This window comes from Acetobacter sacchari, from assembly GCF_017377715.1.
Lineage (GTDB): Bacteria > Pseudomonadota > Alphaproteobacteria > Acetobacterales > Acetobacteraceae > Acetobacter > Acetobacter sacchari.
The window spans coordinates 15,793-39,599 of the sequence record NZ_JAFVMF010000021.1 but is presented as its reverse complement, the minus strand read 5'-3'; the positions used below and the strand labels follow the sequence as shown (position 1 = coordinate 39,599).

Genomic DNA, 23,807 nt, shown 5'->3' with positions numbered 1-23,807 from the left:
GCATGGATGTGACGATTTGTCTCATTGGGGTTCGTGCTCAGAAGAAGCCTCCCCCGACTCGCCAGCAACTGTGGCGCCGTCTTCACCCTCGAACCAGTGCGCGCGCGCCATCATGATAATCTCGTTGGCCGTTTCCTCGTCGATCGAGTCGGTCCCGAGGATTTCGATCAGCTCGTCGCCCGCCAGATCCGCCAGATCGTCGAGCGTCTTCACGCCCTTTTCACCAAGCGCCACGAGCATCTGGTTGGTGAACGCATTCAGCGCCACGATATCGTCGGACACGCCCAACGCGACGCGCTTGTCGTCCAGTTCCTGTTCTTTCTGCGCCAGATAGGTCTCCGCACGACGCACGAGTTCCTCGACCACCGAGTCGTCGAAGCCTTCAATGCCGATCAGCTCGTCCTGCTCGGCGTAGGCGAGTTCCTCGATCGTGTTGAAGCCCTCGGTCACCAACAGGCCGGCGATGACGTCGTCCACGTCCAGCGCCTCCACGAACAGCGCGGACCGGCGACGGAACTCTTCCTGACGACGCTCCGACTCCTCGGCCTCGGTCAGAATATCGATGTCCCAACGCGTCAGCTGGCTCGCCAGACGTACGTTCTGACCGCGACGACCGATGGCGAGACTGAGTTGCTCGTCGGGCACCACGACCTCAACACGACCGGCCTCTTCGTCCATGACGACCTTCGACACTTCGGCAGGAGCCAGCGCGTTGACCACGAAGGTCGCTGCCTGCGGGCTCCAGGGAATGATGTCGATCTTCTCGCCCTGCAGTTCCGCGACAACGGCCTGCACGCGCGAACCCCTCATACCGACGCAAGCGCCGACCGGATCGATGGAGGCGTCTCGGGAAATGACGGCCATCTTGGCGCGTGAACCCGGATCGCGGGCCACGGCCTTGATCTCAATGATGCCGTCATAGATTTCCGGCACTTCCTGCGCGAACAGCTTCGCAAGAAACGCAGGGTGGGTGCGGGAAAGAAAAATCTGCGGGCCGCGCGGCTCGTCACGCACATCGTAGATGTAGGCGCGCACGCGGTCGGAGTTGCGGAACGCCTCGCGCGGGATCAACTCGTCGCGACGCAGCAGCGCCTCGGCGGAGCCGATCTCGACCATAAGGTTGCCGTACTCGGTGCGCTTGACCGTTCCATTGACGATCTCGCCCACGCGGTCCTTGAATTCGTCATACTGGCGCTTGCGTTCATACTCACGCACGCGCTGCACGATCACCTGCTTGGCGGTCTGCGCGGAGATACGGCCGAAGTCGATCGGCGGGAGCGGGTCGACCAGATGCTCGCCCAGCTGGATTTCCGGCTTGAACTTGCGCGCGATGTGCAGCGGGATCTGAGTCTCTTCGTTCTCGACGACCTCAACAGCCTCAGTCCAGCGCGACAGACGAACCTCCCCCGAACGACGATCGATCGTCGCGCGGATGTCCTTCTCGTGACCGTATTTGGCGCGGCCGGCTTTCTGGATGGCCTGCTCCATCGCCTCGAGAACCTCGTCGCGATCGATCAGCTTTTCACGCGCGACGGCGTCTGCCACCAGCAGCAGCTCAGGACGGGAAACGGAGGTGTCCATGACTCTTCAGCACTCCACACACAGACCGAACGGCCCAAATTCATACATCCGGAGACGCGCCGCAGTCACGGCCGAGCCTCCGGTCACCCGGGTTTCAGTGCCGACGGGCGCCCGGCTTCTTCTGGCGACTGCGCCCTGTGGGCGCTGCCGCTGAACTCACGTCCTCAGACGTCTCGGCCTCGCCCTCAGGCTCAACGCCAGCCTCGCGCTGCGCCGCATCGATGAGCGCATCGGTGAGAATCAGCTTGGCCTTGCGCAGTTCTGCGAAAGGCAGAACCACCTCGCTACCGTCGTCCAGCCGCAGGCGACCGCCAGCCTCATCGCCCCCAAGCACTACACCCGAGAAGCGACGCCGACCGTTGACGGGGATATTGACCTCCGCCTTCGCCAGATGTCCGGCAAAACGCACCCAGTCCTTGACGCGCGTCAGCGGACGGTCGATCCCGGCCGAGGAAACTTCAAGGGTCCAATTGCCCGGAATCGGGTCCTCGACGTCGAGGACGGCTCCGACCGCATGGCTGATCTGCTCACAGTCATCGACTGTGATTTGCGAGCCGTCCGCACGATCCGCCATGATCTGAACCGTCGGCACGTCACGACCGAGCACGGCGACGCGCACGATTTCGTACCCGAGATCGACGAGCGTCGGCGCGATAAGAGCCGCGATTCGCGCCTCAAGGCCAGTGTGCGTAGAGAGATCTTCGTCCAAAACAAAAAAGGCGGCCAAAACGGCCACCCCCCAAAAAAGCGGAAGATGAAAGGAATTCCGTTAATGTAGGCGATAAGTCCTCCAACCGCAAGAACCATCCGCCGAACGAGCCACGCCGAGACCTGAAGCGCCGTGAACCTTGGCGGATAAGATTCGCTTCGATACGTCACGTTACGCCCATTTTAGAGGTAAATCCCTTGCGCCTTCCGGGGGCAAGATGTCTCATAAGCGCCATGAATCAGGGCCCCGACCCCCTCCGTGAATTACAACCGCAGACCGAGACGAGCTCGTCCGGGTTGCGCGTGCTCGTCGCGGCGGTCGCAGGCATCACGCTGATCGCTGGCGGCGGCGCGTGGTTAAACCACGCAAGCAGGCCCGCCGCACAGCAGCAGGAAAAAACGGCGCAACCCGCCGGGCGGCAGCTCACGTTCGGCGCGGAATTCGCGCTGATCGCGCCTGAACATGCTGAGCAGGCGCTGCAAAGCGCAGGCTATTCCGCCAGCGATCAGGCGCGAATCCTTGCGGGAATCAAGCGGCGTGAATATCGGCTGGTCACGATGCCCATCTTCGACGCCAGCGGAGCGGGCGGCGTAGTGTCGGTTCAGTCAGGCGTCATAACGAAAATGGTCACGCTGTCACAGAATCCTGTCTCCGTCGTCCTCCCGATCCTTATCAGCGGCGAAGTGCAGATCTCCCCGGTATCGGACCCCGGCGTGACGGGCATGCAGCCCGGCGCGCTGACGGTGCTCGGACCAACATTGCTGCCGACCATTCATCGCGACGAGTACCTGACCATGACCGTGGTCGCGCAATGAACGCGGTGTTCCATTGAGCTTTTCACGCTGCATCATTGTTTGGACGTACGAGGCCATAGCGCCGCGCGACCCGATGATTCTGCGCCGCAAGACCGGGATAATATGATATGAAGGGCCTGCTTCCCGCGCTTAACCGGTTCATGCCGGTTATGATGGTCATCTTTCTGATACTGGCCAGCCTTCAGGCTGCGGCGAGCCTGCATCTTTCGCTCGCCAGCCTCGACCATTTCATGAAATGGTGCGAGCCCGCGTGGCCGGTGCTGGCGGCTGTCGGCGGATTTTTTACCATTGCGGGACTGTTGTTCGAAACGCGCGCCGAGCGAATGGCGCGTCGCGGGCTTCTTCGCAGACGGGGGTGGATGATGGACGTTCTGGCTCGATTGACCAACCGCAACGCTCTTGAAGAAATGATGGCCCGAGAACAGCGGGAAACAACCATCGACGCCGAGGAGCTGGCCGCCAATCTGCGCGCCCGCGTCATCGGACAGGATCAGGTCTGTGAGGATATGGCGGGTCAGCTCCGCCGCCGCCTCGCCCTGCAGGTGCGCGGCAAGCCAGTCGGAATCTTCCTGCTGGCCGGGCCTCCGGGCACAGGCAAGACGTACCTCGCCAAACAGCTCGCCAAACAGCTCGAGCGCCCGCTGCTGCATTTCGACATGACGCAGATGAGCAGCCCGCACGCTGCGACGCAGCTTTTCGGCTCCCCTAAAGGGTATGTGGGTTCCGATACCTACGGCAAGCTGACCGGCGGCCTGAAGGAAAAGCCGGACGCTGTCGTGTTGCTTGACGAAATCGAAAAGGCGCACCCCGACGTCTTCAAGAAATTCCTCACCGCATGGAACGACGGTCACGTCACGGAGGCGTCGACAGGCGCGCAGGTTTCCACAGTGCGAGCGATCTTCGTCCTGACTTCCAACATCGCAACCGAAGCGCTGACCGAAATCGCGGATCGCCTGGTCGACGATCCGGACCGTATGCGCGCAGAATCGGTCGAGGCGCTGCGGCAGGCCGGGTTCGCGCCGGAAGTGCTGAACCGTCTCGATCGCATCTTCGTCTTCCGGGCCCTCAAAGGCCTCGACATCGCCCGCGTCTCCGCACTCGAAATCGAGACGATGATCGAGAGCTACGGCCTGAAGGTTGAGACCGGCGGCATCGATCCGGCGTTGCTGATTGACGTGATGCGCAGGCAGAGCCGCATGGGCGACGCCGCCTCCGCGCGCGACCTCGTGCGTTCGATCGAAGACATGATCAGCGAATCCCTGATCGTTGCGCGGCAGCAGGGCGCAAAGATGGTGCGCATCGTCAAAGAAGATGAAGGCGTCACTGCGCAGATTGCCGCCGACCCCGTTTCTCCCAATCGCGCCTATCTGACGCCCTGACACGATGGCTCCGATCTGACCTATGTCCGCCGCTTCACGTTTATGGGTTCGCGCGCCTCTGTGGCGAACGGCTCTCTTCGCAACAATCTTCTTTATGATCGTCGCGCTGTTTTACCCGGCTGCCTGGCTGTTGCGCACGGTTCCTCGCCTCCATACCGTCACACATTATATTGACCATATGCTTGGCCGCGACGCTCCGGCGGCTCCCGCCGCCGATGGCGACGACGCAGGCGGGAGCGGAACGGCGGCGCCGGGTCCGGGCGGAGCTGCTCCTCCCGGCGCGCAGTCCGGCGGCGTGCCTGCAACGTCATCCGCGCCGCCCATCGACACAGACCTGCACGACATCGTTCCCTTCGCCGGGCGTCAGTTGCCGCTTCCCGCAGGAACATGGCATCCGGTCCTGTCGACGCAGATCGGCGCACATGGCGAGATACTCAGCAACGTGTTCGTGCGCACGGACCGCGGCGTCGTCACCGGCGTGGTCATCGCCAGCGCAAGCACCGCGGCTATACCCAAGGATCAGTCCGGCTCACTGCAACCAACGTGCCACGACGACGCCGCGTATATGAATCGCCTGACCACGCCAGCGCCCGGCGTGACGGATTGCGTGTCCACCGGACCGATGATGCTTGGTCCTAACGTCACGGTTCCCGCGCCGGACCTCAACCTCGCCTTCGAGCGGCTGCGTGTGCTCGGCTTCCCGATGCCTACGGTCATGGTGGTGGCGACTTGGGCGCACATCGTCCGAGGCAAGGACGGCAGCGTCAATCTTCAGGCCGTGGCGACAGCCATCAGCCCGGCTGAACGTGGCGAAACGAAGCTGAGCACCATTCTCGCCGACTGGTCCAAACAGGGCATCGGGCTGTCGCCGTTCGCGGGCCGCTTCGTCAAGCAGGTGAACGACTGGATCGTCGCGTGGTCCCCGACGTTGCTCAACGGCTATAACGGCAAACTGCAGCCGAGCGACGACCCGCGCCCAGGCTCCAAGGACCCCGGATATCACGAAGGCTGATATCCGACGCTCCGGAGCCGGCGTTTAAGGCAGCATCACTCCGATCGGAGAATCGAACTCGAGATTTCCACGAGAAAATCCAGCACGGTCCGGGTGCGCAGCGGAAGCGTGCGAGGGCCTGTGTGGACGGCGTAAAGCGGCATAGGCGGCACGTCCCAGCTTGGAAGCACCCGGATCAATTCCCCTGAGGCAATCTGATCCCGGACCTGAAATTCAGGCAGAAGCCCAACGCCGACGCCCGCGCTCACCGCATGAAGCGCAGCCTCGCTGCTGTTCGCGCGAAATATGGTGTGCGGCGCAACCACGCTTTCTTCGCCGTTGTTCGAAAAATGCCAGTCCTGACGCCCACCTCCGTAGGTGTAGACGACGCAATGCTGGTCTGCGAGGTCGCGCGGGTGCTCCAGTTCTCCGCGTGGCGTGAAATGCTTCGCGGACGCGACAAGAGCGCGGTGCACCGATCCAAGTTTGCGCGCAATCAGCGACCCTTCGGCGATTTCGCCCACGCGGATAGCGAGGTCGAGACCTTCCTCGACCAGATCCCCAAAGCCGTCGCGCATCACCAGTTCAACGGAAAGCTCAGGCTGACGTTGCAGCAGCTCGTTGATGCGCGTCGTCAGATAAAGACCAAACGCCGTCGTGACGCCAAGGCGAACCAGCCCCGACACCGAAGCGCGCCGTCGGCCAAGCACGGTCTCCGCCGTCTCCAGAATTTCCAGCACTTCGTATGCGTGCGGAAGGAGGCTGCGACCATCTTCGGTCATCATCAGACTTCGCGTCGTTCTGGCAAACAGCGTCGTGCCGTAATGCGATTCGAGCAACGCGATATGGCGCGAGATTGTCGGCTGGCTGGCGCCTGTCTCGCGGGACACCGCAGAAAAGGAGCCTGTGGCGGCGACGCGTACAAAACTGTGTAAAGCTGAAAGAAGATCCATTGGGCATGCCGCGGCGAGAGGAAATGTGTCCTATCGTGTCCGCTTCCGCATTCATACACAATATGAAGATATGAGAGACCGGCATGCCGAAAACGCAATGGCCGCGTTCGCGACGCATAGCGAGACCCGAGATCAGCGCCGCCCCTGCCCGTTGCGTTCACTGACCGCCAGCCGTTTCTCAGCCATACGCGCCAGCCTCACGAAAGGCAGACCGAGCAGCAGATACGCCGCGCCGACCATCAGACCGGTACCGAAATAATCGAAATAGGTCGAGGACAACCGGACATATGTCTGGCTCAACTCGGTCAAGGTGATGATGCTGACCAGAGAAGAATCTTTCAGGAGCGAGATAAAGTCGTTGGTCATCACCGGCACGACGACGCGGAAAGCCTGCGGCACCACAACATATCGCAGAGCCTGAGCGTGAGTCATGTTGAGCGCTGTAGCCGCTTCCATCTGCCCCCGCGCCACGGATTGCAGTCCAGCGCGATAGTTTTCCGCTTCGTAGGCTGCGTAGTTCAGGCCGAGGCCGAGCACTCCCGCGACGAACGGCGAAAACCGGATTCCTATGCCTGGCAAACCATAGAAGATGAACAGTATCTGGATCAGCAAAGGCGTGCCGCGGATGATCTCGACATAGAGCGTCGCCAGAGAGGCGAGCCATGCCGGGCCATAACGCCGCGTCAGCGCCAGTGCGAGGCCAAGCCCGACGGCCAGCACCATCGCGCAGGCCGAGACCGCGAGCGTCAGCGCGGCGCCCCGCGCGATAAGCGGCAGGAAACCGACATAACGATAGAACCACGCCTCCCACCCCGGCGTCGGAGCGGTGGCGGCGAGATAACGCTCCCACTCGGTCGGAGCGATATTCGGGTTGGTACGGTCGCCCGTCCACTCCACCATTTCCGGCGTCCACAGGTTCCAACGCGCCAGAATGCGGTGCAGGGCCCCATCGGCGACCATGTCCTGCAACGCCTGATCGACGTGACGCCGGAGTTCCTGATTGGCGCCCTTCTTGAACGCGACGCCGTAGGCGAGATGACCGATCGGGGGGCCGACGATCCGCAACGCTGGATCGGCCTCGCCATAATAAAGCGCGATCGGACCGTCGAGCAGCACGGCGTCGAGGCGCCCATCCTTCAGATCGGAGAACGCATTCGATTCCTCGTCATAGGAACTCAGCTTCACGTCGGACCGATCACGCAGCATGCGTTCGGCCAGCGTGTCTTTGATCGTCCCGACCGCATGCCCGCCCAGACGCTCGAACGAATCCAGACCAGCCTGATCCCGACGTACGACGATACGCTCCGCCGTCACGTAATAGGGGCGGCTGAAATCCAGCGCCTCCATATGTTCCGGCGTCATTTCGATCCCGTCGGCGACCATTTCATAAAAGCCGCGTTGCAATCCGGGGATCAGGCCGTCCCAGTCGTTCTGGACGAATTGCGTATCGCGCGACAGGCGGCGGCCAATTTCGGCCATGATGTCGTATTCGAACCCGACCATCCGGGTCTGTTCGGCCGGATCGTGAAACGTGAAGGGCACGTTGGCCGTGCCGTCGGAGGCCCATCGCAAGGGCGCCTCGGCGCTGGCGACCGGACCTAGCGTCAAGGACGCCATGGCGACAAATAGAAGCGCCAGAGCCTGGACCCTAGCGCGAGCTGTCAAACGCGAGCCCCAAAGGGCGAACCGACGGAGAGTCGAACGCGAGGCCGGGTGAGCTACGGCCGTCACAGCGACACCCCGAGAAACTCCCGGGTGCGGGGATCCCGCGCATTGACGCAGATTTCGTCCGGATCGCCGATTTCAACGATCTCACCAGCTTCCATGAATACGATGCGGTCAGAGGCGGCACGAGCGAAACGCATGTCGTGAGTCACGACGATCTGCGTCATCCCTTCGCCGTCGAGCGCACGCATGACCTCCAGCACCTCTTCCGCGACCCGAGGATCAAGCGCGGATGTCGGCTCGTCGTACAGCATCACGTCGGGGCGCATTGCCAACGCCCGTGCGATCGCAGCCCGCTGCTGCTGACCACCGGAAAGAGTTGCGGGATACCGCAGCGCCGCAGCCTCCAGCCCCACCTTGGCCAACAGGTCGCGGGCTTCGGCCTCGATCACCGACGCTGCGACTTGCTTCACCACACGCGGCGCCAGCATCACGTTGTCGAGGACAGTGCGGTGTGGAAACAGGTTGAAGGACTGGAACACCATCCCGACATGGGCGCGCAATTGATGCGCCTGCGCCTCGTCAGACGAACGCCATGGACCGCCGTCGCGGCGGATGCTGTCGTCGGCAATGGTGACTGCGCCGGTGTCAGGAATTTCAAGAAAATTCAAGCAGCGCAGAAAGGTCGACTTGCCGCACCCCGAAGGACCGATGATCGACACAAGTTCGCCGCGTTCGACGGTCAGCGAGACGTTGCGCAACACCCTGTGGCCGTCGAACGTCTTGCAGATGGATTCGGCCCGAAGGACCGTTTCAACAGAAAAAGCCGGCCCGGTGGGGACCGGACCGGCATTTTCCTGGTTGTCAGAGAACGATGTGGTCTCAGGCAGCCTCAAGCATCCCGCGCAGAACGTACTGAAGAATGCCACCATGACGGTAGTATTCGACTTCGTCCAGCGTATCGATGCGACAGAGCAGCGGAACCTCGTCCTTCGTTCCGTCGGCGCGGGTGATCACCAGCGTCACGTCCATGCGCGGCGTGATGGTCTCCAGCCCGACGATATCGATGACTTCGTCGCCCTTCAGGTTGAGCGTCTTGCGCGTCGTGCCTTCCTTGAACAGCAGGGGCAGGACGCCCATGCCGACGAGGTTGGAGCGGTGGATACGCTCGAAGCTCTCGGCGATGACCGCCTTGATGCCCAGAAGCAGCGTGCCCTTCGCGGCCCAGTCGCGCGACGAACCCATGCCGTATTCCTTGCCGCCGAACACGACAAGCGGCGTGCCCTCGGCCTTGTACTGCATGGCCACATCGTAGATGAAGCCTTCCTTGCCGTCAGGGAAGTGCTTGGAAAGCCCGCCCTCGGTGCCCGGAAGCATCTCGTTCTTGATGCGGATGTTGGCGAACGTGCCGCGCACCATGATCCGGTCGTTGCCACGGCGCGATCCGTAGGAGTTGAAGTCCTTCGGCTCGACGCCATGCTCGATCAGGTACTTGCCGGCGGGCGAGTCCTTCTTGATCGAACCGGCGGGCGAGATGTGGTCGGTCGTGATGTTGTCGCCGAGCAGCGCGAGGACGCGCGCGCCCTTGACGTCGCCAGCGCCGGCCGCGGGCTCGACGCCCATGCCCTTGAAGTACGGCGGGTCCTGAACATAGGTGGACTTGCCGTCCCACGCGTAGGTCTGCGACCCGGTCGCGACCTTCAGGTCCTGCCATTCCTGCGGACCGATCGACGCTTTCGCGTAACGCTCGATGAACTGCTCGCGGGTGATGGCGGAGCCCATCAGATCCGCGATTTCCTTGTTCGAGGGCCAGATGTCCTTCAGGTAGACCGGCTTGCCGTCCTTGGACGTGCCGATCTGGGCCGTCGTGATGTCCTGACGCATCGTGCCGAGCAGCGAGTACGCAACGACCAGCGGCGGGCTGGCGAGGTAGTTCGCACGCACGTTCGGGGAGATGCGGCCTTCGAAGTTACGGTTGCCGGACAGAACCGACACTGCGACCAGCTTGTTGCCTTCGATGGCGTCGACAATGTTGTCGGCGATCGGGCCAGAGTTGCCGATGCAGGTGGTGCAGCCGTAGCCGACCGTGTTGAAGCCCATCGCGTCGAGGTCTTCGGTCAGGTTGGCTCGGTTCAGGTAGTCGGTGACGACCTGCGATCCGGGAGCCAGCGACGTCTTGACCCACGGCTTCGGCGTCAGGCCGAGGGCGCGGGCCTTGCGGGCCACGAGACCTGCGGCGATCAGCACGGCGGGGTTCGACGTATTGGTGCACGACGTGATGGCGGCGATCACGACGTCGCCATGGCCGATCTCGTAGTTCGTGCCAGCGACCGACGCCTTCTTGTCGATGTCGTTCGCGGGGACGCCGAGGCCAGCCGTCAGTTCTTTCTCGAACGCCGAGGTGGCATCGGTCAGCACGACGCGGTCCTGCGGACGCTTCGGGCCGGAGATCGACGGAACGACCGAGGACAGGTCGAGTTCAAGCGTATCGGTGAACACCGGATCGGCCATCTCGGGCGTGCGGAACATGCCCTGGGCGCGGTAGTATTCCTCAACCAGCTTCAGGCGGTGCGCGTCGCGACCCGTCTCGTGCAGGTAGTCGAGCGTCAGTTTGTCGACCGGGAAGAAGCCGCAGGTCGCGCCGTATTCCGGCGCCATGTTGGCGATGGTGGCGCGGTCGGCGACCGGAAGATGGTCGAGAGCCGGGCCAAAGAATTCGACGAACTTGCCGACGACGCCCTTCTTGCGGAGCATCTGCGTGACGGTCAGCACGAGGTCGGTCGCCGTCGCGCCCTCCGGAAGCTTGCCGGTCAGCTTGAAGCCGATGACGTCGGGGATGAGCATCGCGATCGGCTGACCCAGCATGGCCGCTTCAGCTTCGATGCCGCCGACGCCCCAGCCGAGCACGCCGAGGCCGTTGACCATGGTCGTGTGGGAGTCCGTGCCGAACAGCGTGTCGGGATAGACGTATTCCTTGCCGCCGACTTCCGCGGTCCATGCGACCTGCGCGATGTATTCCAGATTGACCTGGTGGCAGATGCCGGTGTCAGGCGGAACGACCGAGAAGTTCTTGAACGCTTCCTGGCCCCAGCGCAGGAAGGCGTAACGCTCTCCGTTGCGGTCGAACTCGATGGTGATGTTCTTCTGCAGCGCGTCCTTGGTGCCGTAGACGTCGACCATGACGGAGTGGTCGATGACCAGGTTCACCGGAACCAGCGGGTTCACCTTCTCCGGGTCGCCTTCCAGGTCGACGATGCCGTCGCGCATGGCGGCCAGATCGACGACGCCGGGGACGCCGGTGAAGTCCTGCATCAGGATGCGGGACGGCTTGAAGGGCACTTCCTTCGTGCTGCTGCCTGCGGGCAGCCAGCCGGCGATCGCCTTGGCGTCGTCCTGCGTGTAGGAGCGCGCGTCTTCAAAACGCAGAACGTTCTCGAGTAGCACCTTGAGGCTGACCGGCAGGCGGCTGACGTCGCCAATGGTCTTCTCGGCCTCAGGGATCGAGAAATAGTGATAGGTCTTGCCATCAACCTTGAGCTCGCGCCCGGTTTTCAGCGAATCGTGCCCAACCGACTTCATGTAAACTTCCCTCCGCGACAACAGCATCCCGCTGGCATGTCGAAACCGGCCAAGACCGCCCCGCGCTTCCACGAGGCCGCTTTTGGCCCCGCCCAAACGGGGCCGCCGGCTTGATCTACGATCGGCGCTAGAACATACCGGGAGCCGCCTCCGACACAAGCGCGGCGGCGACCACGAGAACGCGAGCAGCCGCCAAACAGGGTCGGCGCACGGTCACAAATAGGGGATCGGTCCGATTTCTAAGCTGGAGTCCTCCTGGCCATTGCGCGTCGAGGAGATTTCGGTCTTTCGCGGCGAAAGACTGGTGCTCGACGGCGTCTCCCTTGCGATGGACGCCGGGGGCGCGCTGCTGCTGACCGGGCCGAACGGCGCCGGGAAATCCACCCTTCTTCGCGTGCTGGCAGGGCTGCGGAAACCAGATTCAGGGCGGATCCTCTGGCATGGGACGGACGCCTTCGAAGACCGAAGCATGCACGCCCGGCATATCGCCTATCTCGGCCATCAGGAGGCCCTGAAACCGGGCCTGACCCTGACGGAGAACCTTTCCCTGTTCGCGCGCGGCCGTCCGCTCGCTCCCGCGCTGGAGGCGTTCGAACTGCTGGAGTTGCGGGAACTGCCCGCGCGTCTGCTCTCCGCTGGGCAGAAGCGGCGCGCGGCGCTGGCCCGCGTCGTGCTGGCGGACGCTGCGCTCTGGCTGCTCGACGAGCCCAGCCTCGGGCTGGACGCTCGCGCGGTCGAACGACTCGGCGAGGCGCTGGCGTTGCACAGGCGGACGGGCGGCATGGTGATCGCGACGACACATGTACCGTTGCCCCTGCCGAACGCGGACGCTCTGGCGTTGCCCGGCGCCCCGCTTGAAGCTGTGATCGGCGACGCCTGGGGCGCTGGAGGCTGGGCATGATCGCGACGTTCCGGGCCATTGTGGCGCGCGATCTACGCCTCGCCCTGCGGCACGGCGCGGACACGCTTGGCGCGGTGCTGTTCTTCATTCTTGCCGGCGCGTTATTTCCGTTGGCGCTTGGCCCCTCCCCCGAGTTGCTGCGTCGCATGGCGCCGGGAGTGATCTGGGTGTGCGCCCTGCTGGCGGCGTTGCTGCCGCTCGACCGGCTCTTCGGCGCGGAACTGGAGGACGGGTCGCTCGACCAGTTGCTGTTGCTGGGCCTGCCGCCGTCTCTGGTCGCGCTGGCCAAGATGACGGCGCACTGGCTGACGACGGGGCTGCCGCTGTTGATCGCCGCAATGCCATTGGCCGTCATGCTCGGCCTGCCCTTCAACACCCTGCCTGTGCTGTTGGCGGGGCTGCTGCCGGGAACCCTGATTCTCTCGCTGCTGGGTGGTATGGCGGCGGCGATCGTGCTGGGCGCGCGGCGCGGCGGAGTGCTTCTTCCGCTACTGGTATTGCCGCTGGCGACGCCAGGCCTGATCTTCGGGGCGGCGGCGGTCGACGCGGTGCGAACGGGGCTACCGTTCGCGCCCGATCTGGAGTTGCTGCTGGCGTTTTTTGCCGGGGCTCTGCCGCTGGCGCCGCTTGCCGCCGGAGCCGGGCTGCGCGCGGCTGCGGAGTGATCCGCACTCTTCCGAAAAACATTTCCCGTTCAGCCGAGAATGTTTGAACGAGTTACTGTCTCCAATAATATTTTTCAAATTACATGATTCGAAAATAACTTCATGGAGTCAGGATCTTCGTATCGGGATTTCATCCGGATTTTTATTTTTTACAAGTTTTATAAATAGCAAGCATCCTGCTCGCGTCGGGAATGTATCAAACATTCAGAATCTTCTTATTCGAGGCAAAAATTTCTTCTTCTCATGCAGAATGTCGCACCTCACAAGGCCGGTCTGGCCATGTGGCCAACAGGATTGACGGCAACGTCGTCTCGATAAATGTTTCGGCAGGATCCGGCGTGTCAAAGAGGAGCGCAGGTCGTCCCTCCAGAATCATATGGGCCAGTCCGTGCGCTGTCGCGAATGCGCTCGCCAGATAAGGACGGAAGATACGTGCGGCGCGGTCCGGAGGATCCTCCCCGAAGTAAGCCGCTGCTGCATTTCTATAATGCACCAAGGCGCTGAAAGACGCTTCCCTGAACTCCTGATCCTGACAGTCGATGAGATCGACACGGCAGATCAGGCGGAATAATCCGGGATTTTGCGCGGCGAATGTCACGTAGCCTTCCGCCTGCGTACGCAAATCCCGAGCAGGAACGTCGGAAACAGGCAAGATCGCCAGTTCCGCGCCAAGCCGTTGAAAAACCCGAATGGCGACGACAGTCAGCAGACCTTTCGTCCCTTTAAAATGATGAGAGGGAGCACCCGGCGATACGCCGGCGCGTTTCGCGGCTTTTCTAAGCGTGAACCCCTCGACGCCCTCTTCTCGAATAATCGATTCAGACGCCTCGATCAGCGCGGCTCTCAGGTCGCCATGATGATAGCTGTCACGCTCCGTTGCACCCATGCCGTCCCCTTAGCATCAATCTGAATGACGTTCAGATTGATGCCCTCATCAATCTATGCAACGTTCAAATCAACGCAGCACTCTCACTGGATATCCGGGTATATGACACAACGTGCGTTGATCGTAGGTCTTGGGATTTCCGGCATGTCGGCGGCCATCGCCTTGAAACGTCAGGGCTGGGCGCCCGTCATAATCGAGCGTGCGCCGGAACGACGAAGGGGCGGCTATTTCATCGGCCTTCGAGATGAGGGCAAGGATGCGGCGGCGGCTCTGGGCGTTCTCGACATCATGGAGAAGCGGACACCTGAGAACATTCGATTTTGGGATGTTCGCAAGGATGGCAGCCGCAGACGAATCGCCGACCTCACACGGGAGACAAACGCGCCCATTGCAGTACTCCGGGGGGATATCGAAGAAGCCCTCTGGCGCGGTGTCGAGGGGAAGGTCGAGGTGCGGTTCGGCACGGTTCCGCTGACGATCGTGACTGGAAACACACAGGCTCAGGTCACCTTGCGTTCCGGCGACGGTCAGGAAGCGACTGAAGCTTACGATCTAGTCATCGGAGCGGACGGCGTTCGCTCTACCGTGCGCAGACTGGTCTTCGGGCCGGACGAGACGTTCTTTCACTCCCTCGGAACAATGCTGTGCGCCTTTCCGCTGCGCCAGCCCGTCCAGGGGTTCAAGGACGGGGACGGTCTCATGCTGGCTGATACGCGAAGAACCCTGACCGTTTTTCCCCTCGAAGGGCGTCCTTCCACTGCTCTCTTTTCTTATCGGACCAAAAACCCGAACGCAGCGTCGAAGAAGGATCCCCTTACAACCCTGCGACAGATCTTCGTCGATCTGGACGTCGACGGAATTGTTTCGAGAGCGCTGGAGGACCTCGCTGCGACGGATGACTTCCTGTTCGATTCCGTTCAGATGGTCAAAATGCCTCGCTGGTCGAAAGGACGCGTTCTCCTGCTGGGAGATTCGGCATGGTGCCTGACCCTATATTCCGGCATGGGCGCTTCGGCTGGCATGATCGGTGGTCAGGCGTTGGGAGAAGCGTTCAAATCCTGGAACGGCGATGTCAACGCCGCCCTGGGGGCTTTCGAAGCGAAACTGCGCCCATTCGTCCGCAAACATCAGAGGTTCGTCGCTCTGCGGTCTCAATTGTTCGTCCCGTCGACGCGTCTTTCACTGTGGGGGCGCCGGGTTCTCTGGCAGATTCTGTTAAGCTCCCGCAAATATCTCTTTCCTGATAAAACCTGAAACCGCCGGGTCTTCTCGACAAGGCGGAGCAACCCGGATCGGCTGCGTCGCATCGTCCACACCTTGCGGCAGGCCTCGCGTAAAACAGCCTATGGGAACGCCCTGTAAGTTACCGTGTTTGCAAACGGTATAAGCGCCTAAAGCATCTTCGCTCGTTCATCTGAGCCCGCCTGAACAGAATTCGCTCTAGTTCTGCGGAGGATGATCGTATCCTTCACCCGCAACCGTCTCTGAGAGGATCGGAAGCACCACTGAGGATTGATGAGTCGCATCGTGCCAGATCGTCTGGTTGGCGCGAACTGCGCCATGCGCGTCGCCCAGAGTTTCTCCGGTATTGGGATTCGGCGCGAACTGCGGATAATCGCTCGAAGAAATTTCGAGGCGAATCCGGTGCCCCGCCTGAAACAGATTGGAAGTCGGCCAGACCTTGATGTGATATTCGTAAACCTTTCCAGGAATAATAGGAACAGGATTGCTGAGGGACTCCCGATATCTGGCGCGAATGATGCCGTTGTTGAGGTTGATAGACCGGCCGTCCGGCGCCACGTCGACGAGTTTCGCCGTAAAGTCCGTATCCTTCGCGTCGGTGGCGGCGAAGAGATCGACCGTGACCGGTCCCGTGACGTTAACGGGGCTCTTGAGCGGTGCGCTGGTGTAAACAAGAACGTCTGGTCGTTGCTCCACTGGCGATTGATCGAACTGCCCCTGCGGGCCGGAGGTCCACGAACAGCATGAATGCCCCCCGGCGCTTGGTACAGGGTTTGACGGGTCGTAGACAAACTGGTCGGAACTGGAGCCCTGTTTCGAGAACTTTTGCGTCAGGACGCCGTCTCCCATCGACGAATTGGCGCGACCGGCACTCCCCAGATACCACGGGACGTACTGCGTGCCCTCGATCGGAAACGATCGCGCCACGTGCCAGCGATTTTCTCCCATAGTGAAATAATCGACGCGTGGGCCGTCAGCGAACCCGTTTTCCTTACCTTTCAGGACGTGATCCATGAATTGGACCGTCAACGCGTTGACCGGGCTGTTTGCAACAGGGCCGATGTCTTTCAGGCGCGGACTGACAATTGCATCCGGCCTGCCCCACCCGATATGCTCCCACGGTCCGATAATCAGGCGTTGATGAGCACGAGCCTCTGCGGACCCGCCACCCGTGCGCATACCGTTGAAATTATTGACAGCGCCGTTGAGGAAAGAATCATACCACCCGTCGAAAGCAAGCACCGGCACCTTGACGCGATCGTAATGCGTCCGGATCTGAAACGCCTCCCAAAAGCCATCGCGCGAGGGGTGAGCGAGCGTATCGTAGAAGTAAGGCGCGACCTTCGGGTCTTCGGGATGCAGCGGGGGAAACCTGGAATAGGGCGTGTAAGGCAACCAGATGGAGGCGTTCTTTCCATCGGCGAACAACTGCTTCGACAGCGCCTCGTCCCCGCGATTGGCGGCGGCCGATGAGGCGATGGTCTCAAGCATCCATGGTTCTATGAACGCCAGACGGAAGGCGCCGTCTTCATAACTCCAGCCGTCGTAATAATCGTCGCCAGTGTTTGAAGGAATTATCGCCTTCAGGGCCGGAGGGGATGCGGTCGCCGCGAGCCATTGCGTCGCCCCGACATAGGACGATCCGTACATCGCGACTTGCCCATCCGCACCGGGAAGTGTGGCCGCCCACTGCACCGTGTCGTAACCGTCGTCACGGTCGTAGCGGTATTCGTAAAACACGCCGCCCGATTTTCCCTGACCGCGAATGTCCTGAATCGCGACGATGTAGCAATGCGACGCGAACCAGTCCGGGCTCTGGTAACGGGACGGCTGTATCTGGGCCGCGCTTTTGCCATACTGCGTGCGCATCAGCAGCACCGGAACTTTTTCCTTCGTGTCCGGCGTGTACACGTCGGCGCGTAATATCGTACCGTCACGCATTTTTACCGGAACGTCGATCTGCTTCGACACGCGGCAGGATCCACGCCCTTCGTCACTCGGCCATAATGGGGCTGCAGACGCACGGACGGAAAACGCTGACAGGACAAGACAGCTGGACAGGGAAAGAACAAGGCGGAAAGACGACATCGGGCGGTGCTCCGGAAATAGGGTGATCAGAACGCTGTGCTGAGCGACGCGACGGCGGCCACGCCGCCCGCGCTCAGGTAGAGGGGAGACGATCCAGCAATCGTCGTGCCGTAGACGCCACGCGTAGCCTTGGCGTTGTTCGATATACTCTGAAATCCAGACAGGTAGTTCTTGGCTCCAATATTTATGACGTTCAGCTGAATCTGGGGATGTTGCGCGAAGCCTATGGAGCGCATACGATAACCCAGTGTCATGTTGGCCGTCTCATACCCGGGAATTTTCTCGTCATTCATAAGGGTTGAATATTGGGAGCTGACGTAATTGAAGACAAAATTTCCGAAGATATGCCCATCGTCATAGGAAATTCCTGCGGCAGCCGAGAACTCCGGACTCTGAACAGCTATTTTCCCTTTCGTCGGCAGATAGTCGAGGCCGGAGGCGATATTGTTATCGGTTGTCGCATGGAGGTACTGCGCCGAAACATATGGGCTCCAGTGACGCCAGGGTCTGAGACCGATTTCAGCCTGCGCTCCCCGTGACGTTTTACCCCCAGCCTCGATCGGCGACGGCAGAGGGATTCCGTTGATGTATTGCGACGACGTAATCTGATTGTTCGTTATATTGTAATTAAACAGTGAAACAGACAGATTGACGAGGCCGTAATGCCGGTAGCCGATCTCCTCGCCGATTGAATATTCGCCCTTCAGTGAGGCCTGTCTTGAGGCGGGCGTTGGACTCGTCGTCGAGAAGACCTCGCCGTAAACCTGCACTGACGCCGGAGCTCGGTAGGCGGTCGTACCATCAATATATATCTGGTCATGCGGCGTTATCTGGTAACTGATTGACACCTGAGGCAGGGGCTGGGCGTAGCTTGCGCCGACTTTGTACCGTGTGGCCCCGGGAATCAGGTTCGTATTCCAGCGACTGATCATCAGATAGCGCAGACCAGCCTCCACAGTGAGCTTATCGTCAAGGAACTTTAAAGTATCGTCTATGAACAATTCATTCATTTGGTGTTTGAAGTTCATGTCGAGCGTACGATACTGGCGACCATCCGGCATCGTGATCATGTACTTGCTGTAGTTGTTAGCGATGCCGCCGGTGTAATTGACTGCCGCATAGTATATGGGTTCCTCCAGCGCGATGTAGTTATAAATGTACCCGGCGCGGAACGTATTACGCCCGGCTTTCCACGTAAGAGCAGCGTTAAGGAAGCCGCTTTTCTGTGGAACGGGATTGATGCTGGAGGCTGTGGTGACGCCGTTGGTTTGATACGGCAGATTCAGGTCGGCGATCTGCTGGTCGCCAAAATACGATCCCTTGTTCTTGAGAGTGACGCCGCCATAATAGAACTCGGAGTAATTCATATAAGCAGGCGTAACATCCAGAGAGACATGCTCGCTCAGTTTAAGTTTCACTGGCGCGATAATCGCTGTGGAACGTCTCTGATACAGATGGAGCCCGACCCAGTTTGTATTACCCGGGTAATACTCTTTTGTGTAATTGAATGAATTTCCATATTGACGCCACTGGGCCATGGTCATCGGCCTGTAACTGGCCTGCTGCCAGTTGTCGTAGGAAAAGGTTAGACCCGCACTGCTGCCGGATCCCCATTCCTTGATGATTTTCGAATCAACATGATATTTTCGAAACTTTCCGGATCCACGCCATTGATCGTTTGTGGTGGACGAGAACGACGCGAACGCCTTGACCCGGCTGCGCCCGATCTCGCCGCTGTCCAGTCTGATGAATTCGCGCTGCAGCGCTTTGGAGCCGAAACTGAAGTCGACATTCCCCCCTCTTTTCTCCAGGGGATCGCGCAGAGCAACCGTAACCAGTCCTCCAACGTCATTGTAAACAGGCGCTCCGATATCCGGAGCGCCCTGAGCTACGGTGACCGACTGGATATTGTCGGTATCGACCATCGCTTGCGTGTAAGGCGTGTAGTTGATTGAATCGTTGAGCGGAATTCCCTCGTAAACAAAACCAATTTCTGCTTGCTGGAGACCGCGTATGGACATCGCCGTGTTAGACTGACCCAGCGGATCTGTACTCGCGGAAATAACCCCAGGAAGAGCCGAAATCATCGCAATGGCGTTCCCCGTTGGGGACTGCTTCGCGATGAAGTCGCGGGTGATTGTACTCTGGGAGCGTGCTGCGCTCTGCCGCGCCATCAACCCACCGCCCGGCGTCGTATTGGTGACGCCGTTCGCCGTCCTCATGCCCCCCCGAACCTCCACAGCTTCGGCTACCGCCGCAGTGAACCGTTGATTATGCTTCAGTTCGACCGCGGCCGTGGACGGTTTTGAATTTTCTGTATGCGCGACGTGACGATCCGACGACACATGTTGGGGCGCTCGCGCCTCTCCAGCGTCGGGAAAAAGCACCGGAGAGGCGAGAAGAATGGCTACACGGCCAACGGCTTTTCTCACAAAGCGCTCCTGTTGATTTATGACGCGAGGGTCGCCTTTACCGTTGCTGAAACAAAACATTATCGTCAAATTTTGTTTTTTGTGATTGAATATAAATACAATGAATATGTCCCGGATCGACCTTAACCTGACCCATGTGTTTCTGGCTCTCTGGCACGAACGAAGCGTCAGTCGCGCCGCCACGCGTCTGGCCCTGACGCAGCCCGCGGTCAGTTCAGCCCTGAAACGTCTGCGTCAGACCTGCGGGGATGAACTGTTCATTCGTACGCGACACGGCATGCAGCCCACTGTCCACGCCATAGAAATCGCGGAAACTCTTGAATTGACAGCCGAAACCCTTCGATCGACACTCAGCGCGCGCGGCACGTTCAACCCCGCCTCCTCGCCTCGCTCTTTTATAATCGGAACTGACGGGGGGCTCGACTACACTGTCGGGCCGCGCCTTGCATCACGCCTCGCCGCAGACGCCCCGGACACGACGGTGACGTTCCGGACCCTCTCGCCCGCTACGCTCGACGGAGCGCTGGAGCGGAGGGAGATCGATCTGGCCCTGACAGTCGGCGGCGTGACCCGCCCCGACTATCTCTCGACCTCTTTGGGGTCTTTCCGTTTTTCTTGCATCTGGAATCCGGATTACTGTTCACTCCCGGACTTTCTGGACCTGCCGGCGATAGAGAAATGTCGGCATGTCCTGATCGAGACGGCGTTAAGACACAGCACCTTCGATCATCGACTGCGCGACATGGGCGTCAACCGCACCATACGGAATGTTGTACCTTCCTTCGGGCACTTACCCGCTTTTCTCAGGCAACCCGAGACTGTCGCTATTGTTCCCGATTATATCGCCGATTTTTTTCGAAAAACAGCGGGCCTGACATCATCTCGCCTGCCCGACATTTTTGGAACGCCCGGTGTGAGAATGCTTCTTCCCAGAAAATCGAGCCGCGATTCCGGCATAAAATGGCTGGGGGATCTGATAATGGAAATTGGGCTCACGTCGAGTCCAGACGACGCGAACCCTACCCTCACACGGGGCCATTCCTGATCCCACGCGATAGCTGCAGGAACAGCGGCTCTTCAGGCGTCCTTCTGGTACCGTGCGAACAATTTCCGCATTTTCGCGACCTTCGGGGCGACGACAGCCTGACAGTAAGCATTTTCAGGATTACGCGCGAGATAATCCTCGTGCTTCGCCTCAGCGGGCCAGAAATGTGTCAACGGCTCGATCGCAGTCACCAGTGGAGCGTCCCATGCGTCCGCCGCTTCAATTTCCTTCAGCACAGCCTCAGCCGTCTCTTTCTGGGTTTCAGTCGTCCAGAAAATAACGGAGCGATATTGGGTGCCTATGTCATTGCCCTGCCGGTTCAGTGTCGTGGGGTTGTGGGCCGTAAAAAATATTCGCAGCAGGTCGGCGTAAGATATTTCGAGAGGGTCGAACACGACCGCCACGACCTCCGCATGGCCGGTCCGGCCCGTGCAAACCTCCTCATAGCTCGGATGCTCGGTGTGCCCGCCCGCATACCCTGAACGCACGCTCTTCACGCCGCGCAGCGTGAGATACACGGCCTCCACACACCAGAAACACCCGCCGCCGAGAATTGCGGTTTCGGTCGCCGTCGTTGCTGCATCGCTCATGGTACGCTCCAGGTGCTGTCCGTTTGACCGCCTCTATATGGGCGGCCGATACGGCGGCGGCAACGGCGGCGCGGGATCCTTACTGCGCGACAGGCGCAACCGGAAGGATAACGGCGCTCGCCGCCGCGCCGCCGTGATGTATGCTTTGCGTCGCTTTCACGTAATCCGCAGGCGTGGCGTCGAAGATGTTGGCGACATATCGTTGCGGATTACGATCGTAGAGCGGAAACCAGGACGACTGGATCTGCACCATGATTCGATGTCCCTTGGCGAAGACGTGATTCACGGGAGGCAACGTGAAGCGGTAGTTTTCGACACGGTTGGCCTCGATCGGCGAAGGCTGCGAGAAGCTCTTGCGGTAGCGGCCACGGAAAATGTCCTCGGACACAGGCAGCTCATATCCGCCCATCTCCGGCCGATCCGCCGTGGTCGGCGGATTGACGTCGATCAGCTTGACCACCCAGTCCGCGTCCGTGCCCGTCGTCGCGGCGTAGAGTTCGGCCACCGGAACGCCGCTGACGGCCACCGGCTCGTCGAGCGGCGCCGTCTCGTAGGTCAGTACGTCGGGACGGGATTCAGCCTCGCGCTGGTCCTGCACGAGCCACGGTTTCCAGCGGGCGCTCTGCCCGAAATTGAACGGCCTCGACAGAAACGGCACAGGGTGAGCGGGATCAGACACGTAGGAATCCGACCCGTCGGATTCCGGATGCGAGAACGACAGCCCGTTGTTCGACGTAAAGTAGAGCGACTTCATACCGGACGCGCAGCCCTTCTCGCATGCCAGCGGCCAGTTCTCGTATCGATCCCAGCGCTGCAACCCCGTGTTGTAGATGATCGCAGGCGGCAGCAAAGCCGCAGGTGCGCCGGGCTTCAGGTATTGGTCGAAGAAGGGGCGGAAGACGTCACGACGATACTGCTCGGCGGTGTCTCCTTCAAAATTTAACGGTCCAAGCGACGAGCCGTTGTAGTTCACGCCGCTGTGCCGCCACGGCCCCATGACCAGCACGTTGGGCGTCGAAACGCCCGCGTTGCGCAGCGCCTGCCAACTGTGGATCGCGCCCCACATGTCCTCCTGATCCCACAAGCCTTGCTCCCAGATCATGGGCACAGTGGGCTTGCGCTGCGCGATCAGCTTGTCCAGCGCCTGCCCTTGCCAGAATGCGTCATAGGCGGGGTGCGCCTTCATCCGACGCCAGAAGGGAAACTGATCCAGCCCGGCCTGGGTCGCGAACGCGCCGGCGGAACCCGCCGCGAGAAAATTCGAATAATCGTCCAGACCCACGCGCGGGATCGTATCCGCCTCGCCGCGCACCGTCATCTGCTCCGTGAAGTAATCCAGACTGCCCTGTCGGAACGCGCCGTAATGGAACCAGTCGTCGCCCATCCATCCATCGACCATCGGGCTTTCCGGAGCGGCAACCTTAAGCGCCGGATGCGGGTCGAGCAGCGCCATTACGACGGTGAAGCCTTCGTAGGACGACCCGGTCATGCCGACGCGCCCATTAGACTCGGGCGTATTTTTCACCAGCCAGGCAATCGTGTCCCACGCGTCGGTCGTCTCATCCGTGTTGGTCGGGTTGAGTGCGCCACGCGGCGGACGCGTCATGATGTAATCGCCTTCCGAACCGTATTTACCGCGAATATCCTGAAACACGCGGATGTAGCCGCCATCGACGAACACGTCGTCGCCCTGCGGCAGAAGGGCACGCATGGTCGGAGCATCCGGCACGCGGTTGGCGCGCATCTTGGCGTTGTACGGCGTACGGGTCAGCAGGATCGGCGCGTCGTGAACGCCTTTCGGCACGACGATGACAGTATAAAGCTTCACGCCGTCCCGCATGGGGATCATGACTTCGCGTTTAACGTAATCGCGTTGCGCCGTCGGGAATGTGACATGGGCCGGTATGTCGTTGCCGGTCGCCACCGTGTTGGAATCCACAGGCGCTGCGGCGCATAGCAGGGCCGACGCCGACACGCCCAGCGCGATCCCGACGCGACGACGCAGACGGGAAGTCACGGTGGTTGCGCGCACACGGTTCATAAGAAATTCTCCAGAGTGTTTGATTTTCGGAGCAACATTCCGGCCTGCCGGAACGCACCTCCAATATCTTGTGTTTTCGCGGGAAGGATATTCGGGTCCAGAATACTGGCGTCCATGAGCCCTGTATTTCGGCAGAAGACGCGCTGCGTAGTCAGGGTGAACGCAGGACCGATCGATTCTCGCTTTCATTCGAAAGAACCACCCAAGATTTCAGACCCGCCAAGGCAGTTTTCCGGAGACCTGAA

At 60.8% G+C, this 23,807-nt stretch carries 18 protein-coding genes; 7 read left to right on the top strand and 11 right to left on the bottom strand.

Going from position 1 to position 23,807, the window contains the following annotated elements; all coding sequences use genetic code 11:
* Window positions 1-21: 21 nt before the first annotated feature.
* Together nusA and rimP are read right to left on the bottom strand one after the other, a co-directional pair.
* Window positions 22-1,581 (bottom strand): transcription termination factor NusA, encoded by a 1,560-nt coding sequence (gene nusA, locus J2D73_RS16415; protein WP_207883033.1) that lies wholly within the window; start codon window positions 1,579-1,581, stop codon window positions 22-24.
* A 94-nt stretch (window positions 1,582-1,675) separates the two neighbouring features.
* The gene (gene rimP, locus J2D73_RS16410) at window positions 1,676-2,317 is read right to left on the bottom strand and encodes a ribosome maturation factor RimP (RefSeq protein WP_207883031.1); all 642 of its coding nucleotides are present in this window, start codon (window positions 2,315-2,317) and stop codon (window positions 1,676-1,678) included.
* A gap of 206 nt (window positions 2,318-2,523) precedes the next feature.
* Here rimP and J2D73_RS16405 point away from each other — a divergent pair, with 206 nt between their 5' ends.
* From J2D73_RS16405 to J2D73_RS16395, 3 genes are all read left to right on the top strand, one after another.
* Entirely contained in the window at window positions 2,524-3,105 is a 582-nt protein-coding gene (locus J2D73_RS16405) for a hypothetical protein (protein ID WP_207883029.1), read from the top strand.
* Between the two features lie 107 nt (window positions 3,106-3,212).
* Entirely contained in the window at window positions 3,213-4,484 is a 1,272-nt protein-coding gene (locus J2D73_RS16400) for an AAA family ATPase (protein WP_026397036.1), read from the top strand.
* 22 nt (window positions 4,485-4,506) lie between these two features.
* Complete coding sequence (locus J2D73_RS16395) at window positions 4,507-5,496, top strand: hypothetical protein (RefSeq protein ID WP_207883027.1); 990 nt, start codon at window positions 4,507-4,509, stop codon at window positions 5,494-5,496.
* A gap of 35 nt (window positions 5,497-5,531) precedes the next feature.
* Here the strand turns inward: J2D73_RS16395 and J2D73_RS16390 are convergent, their stop codons facing one another.
* From J2D73_RS16390 to acnA, 4 genes are all read right to left on the bottom strand, one after another.
* Window positions 5,532-6,428 (bottom strand): LysR family transcriptional regulator, encoded by an 897-nt coding sequence (locus J2D73_RS16390; RefSeq protein ID WP_207883025.1) that lies wholly within the window; start codon window positions 6,426-6,428, stop codon window positions 5,532-5,534.
* A 132-nt stretch (window positions 6,429-6,560) separates the two neighbouring features.
* Window positions 6,561-8,045 carry an ABC transporter substrate-binding protein/permease gene (locus J2D73_RS16385; protein ID WP_207883063.1) on the bottom strand — a complete coding sequence of 495 codons (1,485 nt, stop codon included), beginning with the start codon at window positions 8,043-8,045 and terminating at the stop codon, window positions 6,561-6,563.
* Between the two features lie 110 nt (window positions 8,046-8,155).
* Complete coding sequence (locus tag J2D73_RS16380) at window positions 8,156-8,884, bottom strand: amino acid ABC transporter ATP-binding protein (protein ID WP_341535118.1); 729 nt, start codon at window positions 8,882-8,884, stop codon at window positions 8,156-8,158.
* Between the two features lie 91 nt (window positions 8,885-8,975).
* A complete protein-coding gene (gene acnA / locus J2D73_RS16375; protein WP_207883021.1) occupies window positions 8,976-11,672 on the bottom strand; it encodes an aconitate hydratase AcnA in 2,697 nt (898 codons plus the stop codon).
* 262 nt (window positions 11,673-11,934) lie between these two features.
* Here acnA and ccmA point away from each other — a divergent pair, with 262 nt between their 5' ends.
* Window positions 11,935-12,573 (top strand): heme ABC exporter ATP-binding protein CcmA, encoded by a 639-nt coding sequence (gene ccmA / locus J2D73_RS16370; RefSeq protein WP_243430032.1) that lies wholly within the window; start codon window positions 11,935-11,937, stop codon window positions 12,571-12,573.
* Window positions 12,570-13,238, top strand: a complete 669-nt coding sequence (gene ccmB / locus J2D73_RS16365) for a heme exporter protein CcmB (protein ID WP_207883019.1) — start codon at window positions 12,570-12,572, stop codon at window positions 13,236-13,238. The genes ccmA and ccmB overlap by 4 nt, the downstream gene beginning before the upstream one ends.
* Before the next feature lie 241 nt (window positions 13,239-13,479).
* Here the strand turns inward: ccmB and J2D73_RS16360 are convergent, their stop codons facing one another.
* Window positions 13,480-14,124, bottom strand: a complete 645-nt coding sequence (locus tag J2D73_RS16360) for a TetR/AcrR family transcriptional regulator (RefSeq protein ID WP_207883017.1) — start codon at window positions 14,122-14,124, stop codon at window positions 13,480-13,482.
* A 102-nt stretch (window positions 14,125-14,226) separates the two neighbouring features.
* On the opposite strand from J2D73_RS16360, the gene J2D73_RS16355 reads away from it, so the two are divergent.
* Window positions 14,227-15,378, top strand: coding sequence for an FAD-dependent monooxygenase (locus tag J2D73_RS16355; protein WP_207883015.1), 1,152 nt, complete (start codon window positions 14,227-14,229; stop codon window positions 15,376-15,378).
* A gap of 186 nt (window positions 15,379-15,564) precedes the next feature.
* Here J2D73_RS16355 and J2D73_RS16350 read toward each other — a convergent pair whose 3' ends face one another.
* The gene (locus J2D73_RS16350; RefSeq protein ID WP_341535115.1) at window positions 15,565-17,337 is read right to left on the bottom strand and encodes a CocE/NonD family hydrolase; all 1,773 of its coding nucleotides are present in this window, start codon (window positions 17,335-17,337) and stop codon (window positions 15,565-15,567) included.
* A gap of 143 nt (window positions 17,338-17,480) precedes the next feature.
* Entirely contained in the window at window positions 17,481-19,886 is a 2,406-nt protein-coding gene (locus tag J2D73_RS16345) for a TonB-dependent receptor plug domain-containing protein (protein ID WP_207883011.1), read from the bottom strand.
* A gap of 100 nt (window positions 19,887-19,986) precedes the next feature.
* On the opposite strand from J2D73_RS16345, the gene J2D73_RS16340 reads away from it, so the two are divergent.
* Window positions 19,987-20,931, top strand: coding sequence for a LysR family transcriptional regulator (locus J2D73_RS16340; RefSeq protein WP_207883009.1), 945 nt, complete (start codon window positions 19,987-19,989; stop codon window positions 20,929-20,931).
* Window positions 20,932-20,963: 32 nt separating this feature from the next.
* Here the strand turns inward: J2D73_RS16340 and msrA are convergent, their stop codons facing one another.
* Window positions 20,964-21,521: a peptide-methionine (S)-S-oxide reductase MsrA gene (gene msrA, locus J2D73_RS16335; protein WP_207883007.1), complete on the bottom strand. Its 558-nt coding sequence runs from the start codon at window positions 21,519-21,521 to the stop codon at window positions 20,964-20,966.
* Between the two features lie 79 nt (window positions 21,522-21,600).
* A complete protein-coding gene (locus J2D73_RS16330) occupies window positions 21,601-23,562 on the bottom strand; it encodes a CocE/NonD family hydrolase (RefSeq protein ID WP_207883005.1) in 1,962 nt (653 codons plus the stop codon).
* Between the last annotated feature and the right edge of the window lie 245 nt (window positions 23,563-23,807).

Excerpts from the sequence above, each read along its gene's own strand:
- nusA (WP_207883033.1), bottom strand. The coding sequence starts at position 1,581 with ATGGACACCTCCGTTTCCCGTCCTGAGCTGCTGCTGGTGGCAGACGCC.
- J2D73_RS16405 (WP_207883029.1), top strand. The coding sequence starts at position 2,524 with ATGAATCAGGGCCCCGACCCCCTCCGTGAATTACAACCGCAGACCGAG.
- J2D73_RS16400 (WP_026397036.1), top strand. The coding sequence starts at position 3,213 with ATGAAGGGCCTGCTTCCCGCGCTTAACCGGTTCATGCCGGTTATGATG.
- J2D73_RS16395 (WP_207883027.1), top strand. The coding sequence starts at position 4,507 with ATGTCCGCCGCTTCACGTTTATGGGTTCGCGCGCCTCTGTGGCGAACG.
- J2D73_RS16390 (WP_207883025.1), bottom strand. The coding sequence starts at position 6,428 with ATGGATCTTCTTTCAGCTTTACACAGTTTTGTACGCGTCGCCGCCACA.
- J2D73_RS16385 (WP_207883063.1), bottom strand. The coding sequence starts at position 8,045 with ATGGCGTCCTTGACGCTAGGTCCGGTCGCCAGCGCCGAGGCGCCCTTG.
- acnA (WP_207883021.1), bottom strand. The coding sequence starts at position 11,672 with ATGAAGTCGGTTGGGCACGATTCGCTGAAAACCGGGCGCGAGCTCAAG.
- ccmB (WP_207883019.1), top strand. The coding sequence starts at position 12,570 with ATGATCGCGACGTTCCGGGCCATTGTGGCGCGCGATCTACGCCTCGCC.
- J2D73_RS16360 (WP_207883017.1), bottom strand. The coding sequence starts at position 14,124 with ATGGGTGCAACGGAGCGTGACAGCTATCATCATGGCGACCTGAGAGCC.
- J2D73_RS16355 (WP_207883015.1), top strand. The coding sequence starts at position 14,227 with ATGACACAACGTGCGTTGATCGTAGGTCTTGGGATTTCCGGCATGTCG.
- J2D73_RS16340 (WP_207883009.1), top strand. The coding sequence starts at position 19,987 with ATGAATATGTCCCGGATCGACCTTAACCTGACCCATGTGTTTCTGGCT.
- msrA (WP_207883007.1), bottom strand. The coding sequence starts at position 21,521 with ATGAGCGATGCAGCAACGACGGCGACCGAAACCGCAATTCTCGGCGGC.
- J2D73_RS16330 (WP_207883005.1), bottom strand. The coding sequence starts at position 23,562 with ATGAACCGTGTGCGCGCAACCACCGTGACTTCCCGTCTGCGTCGTCGC.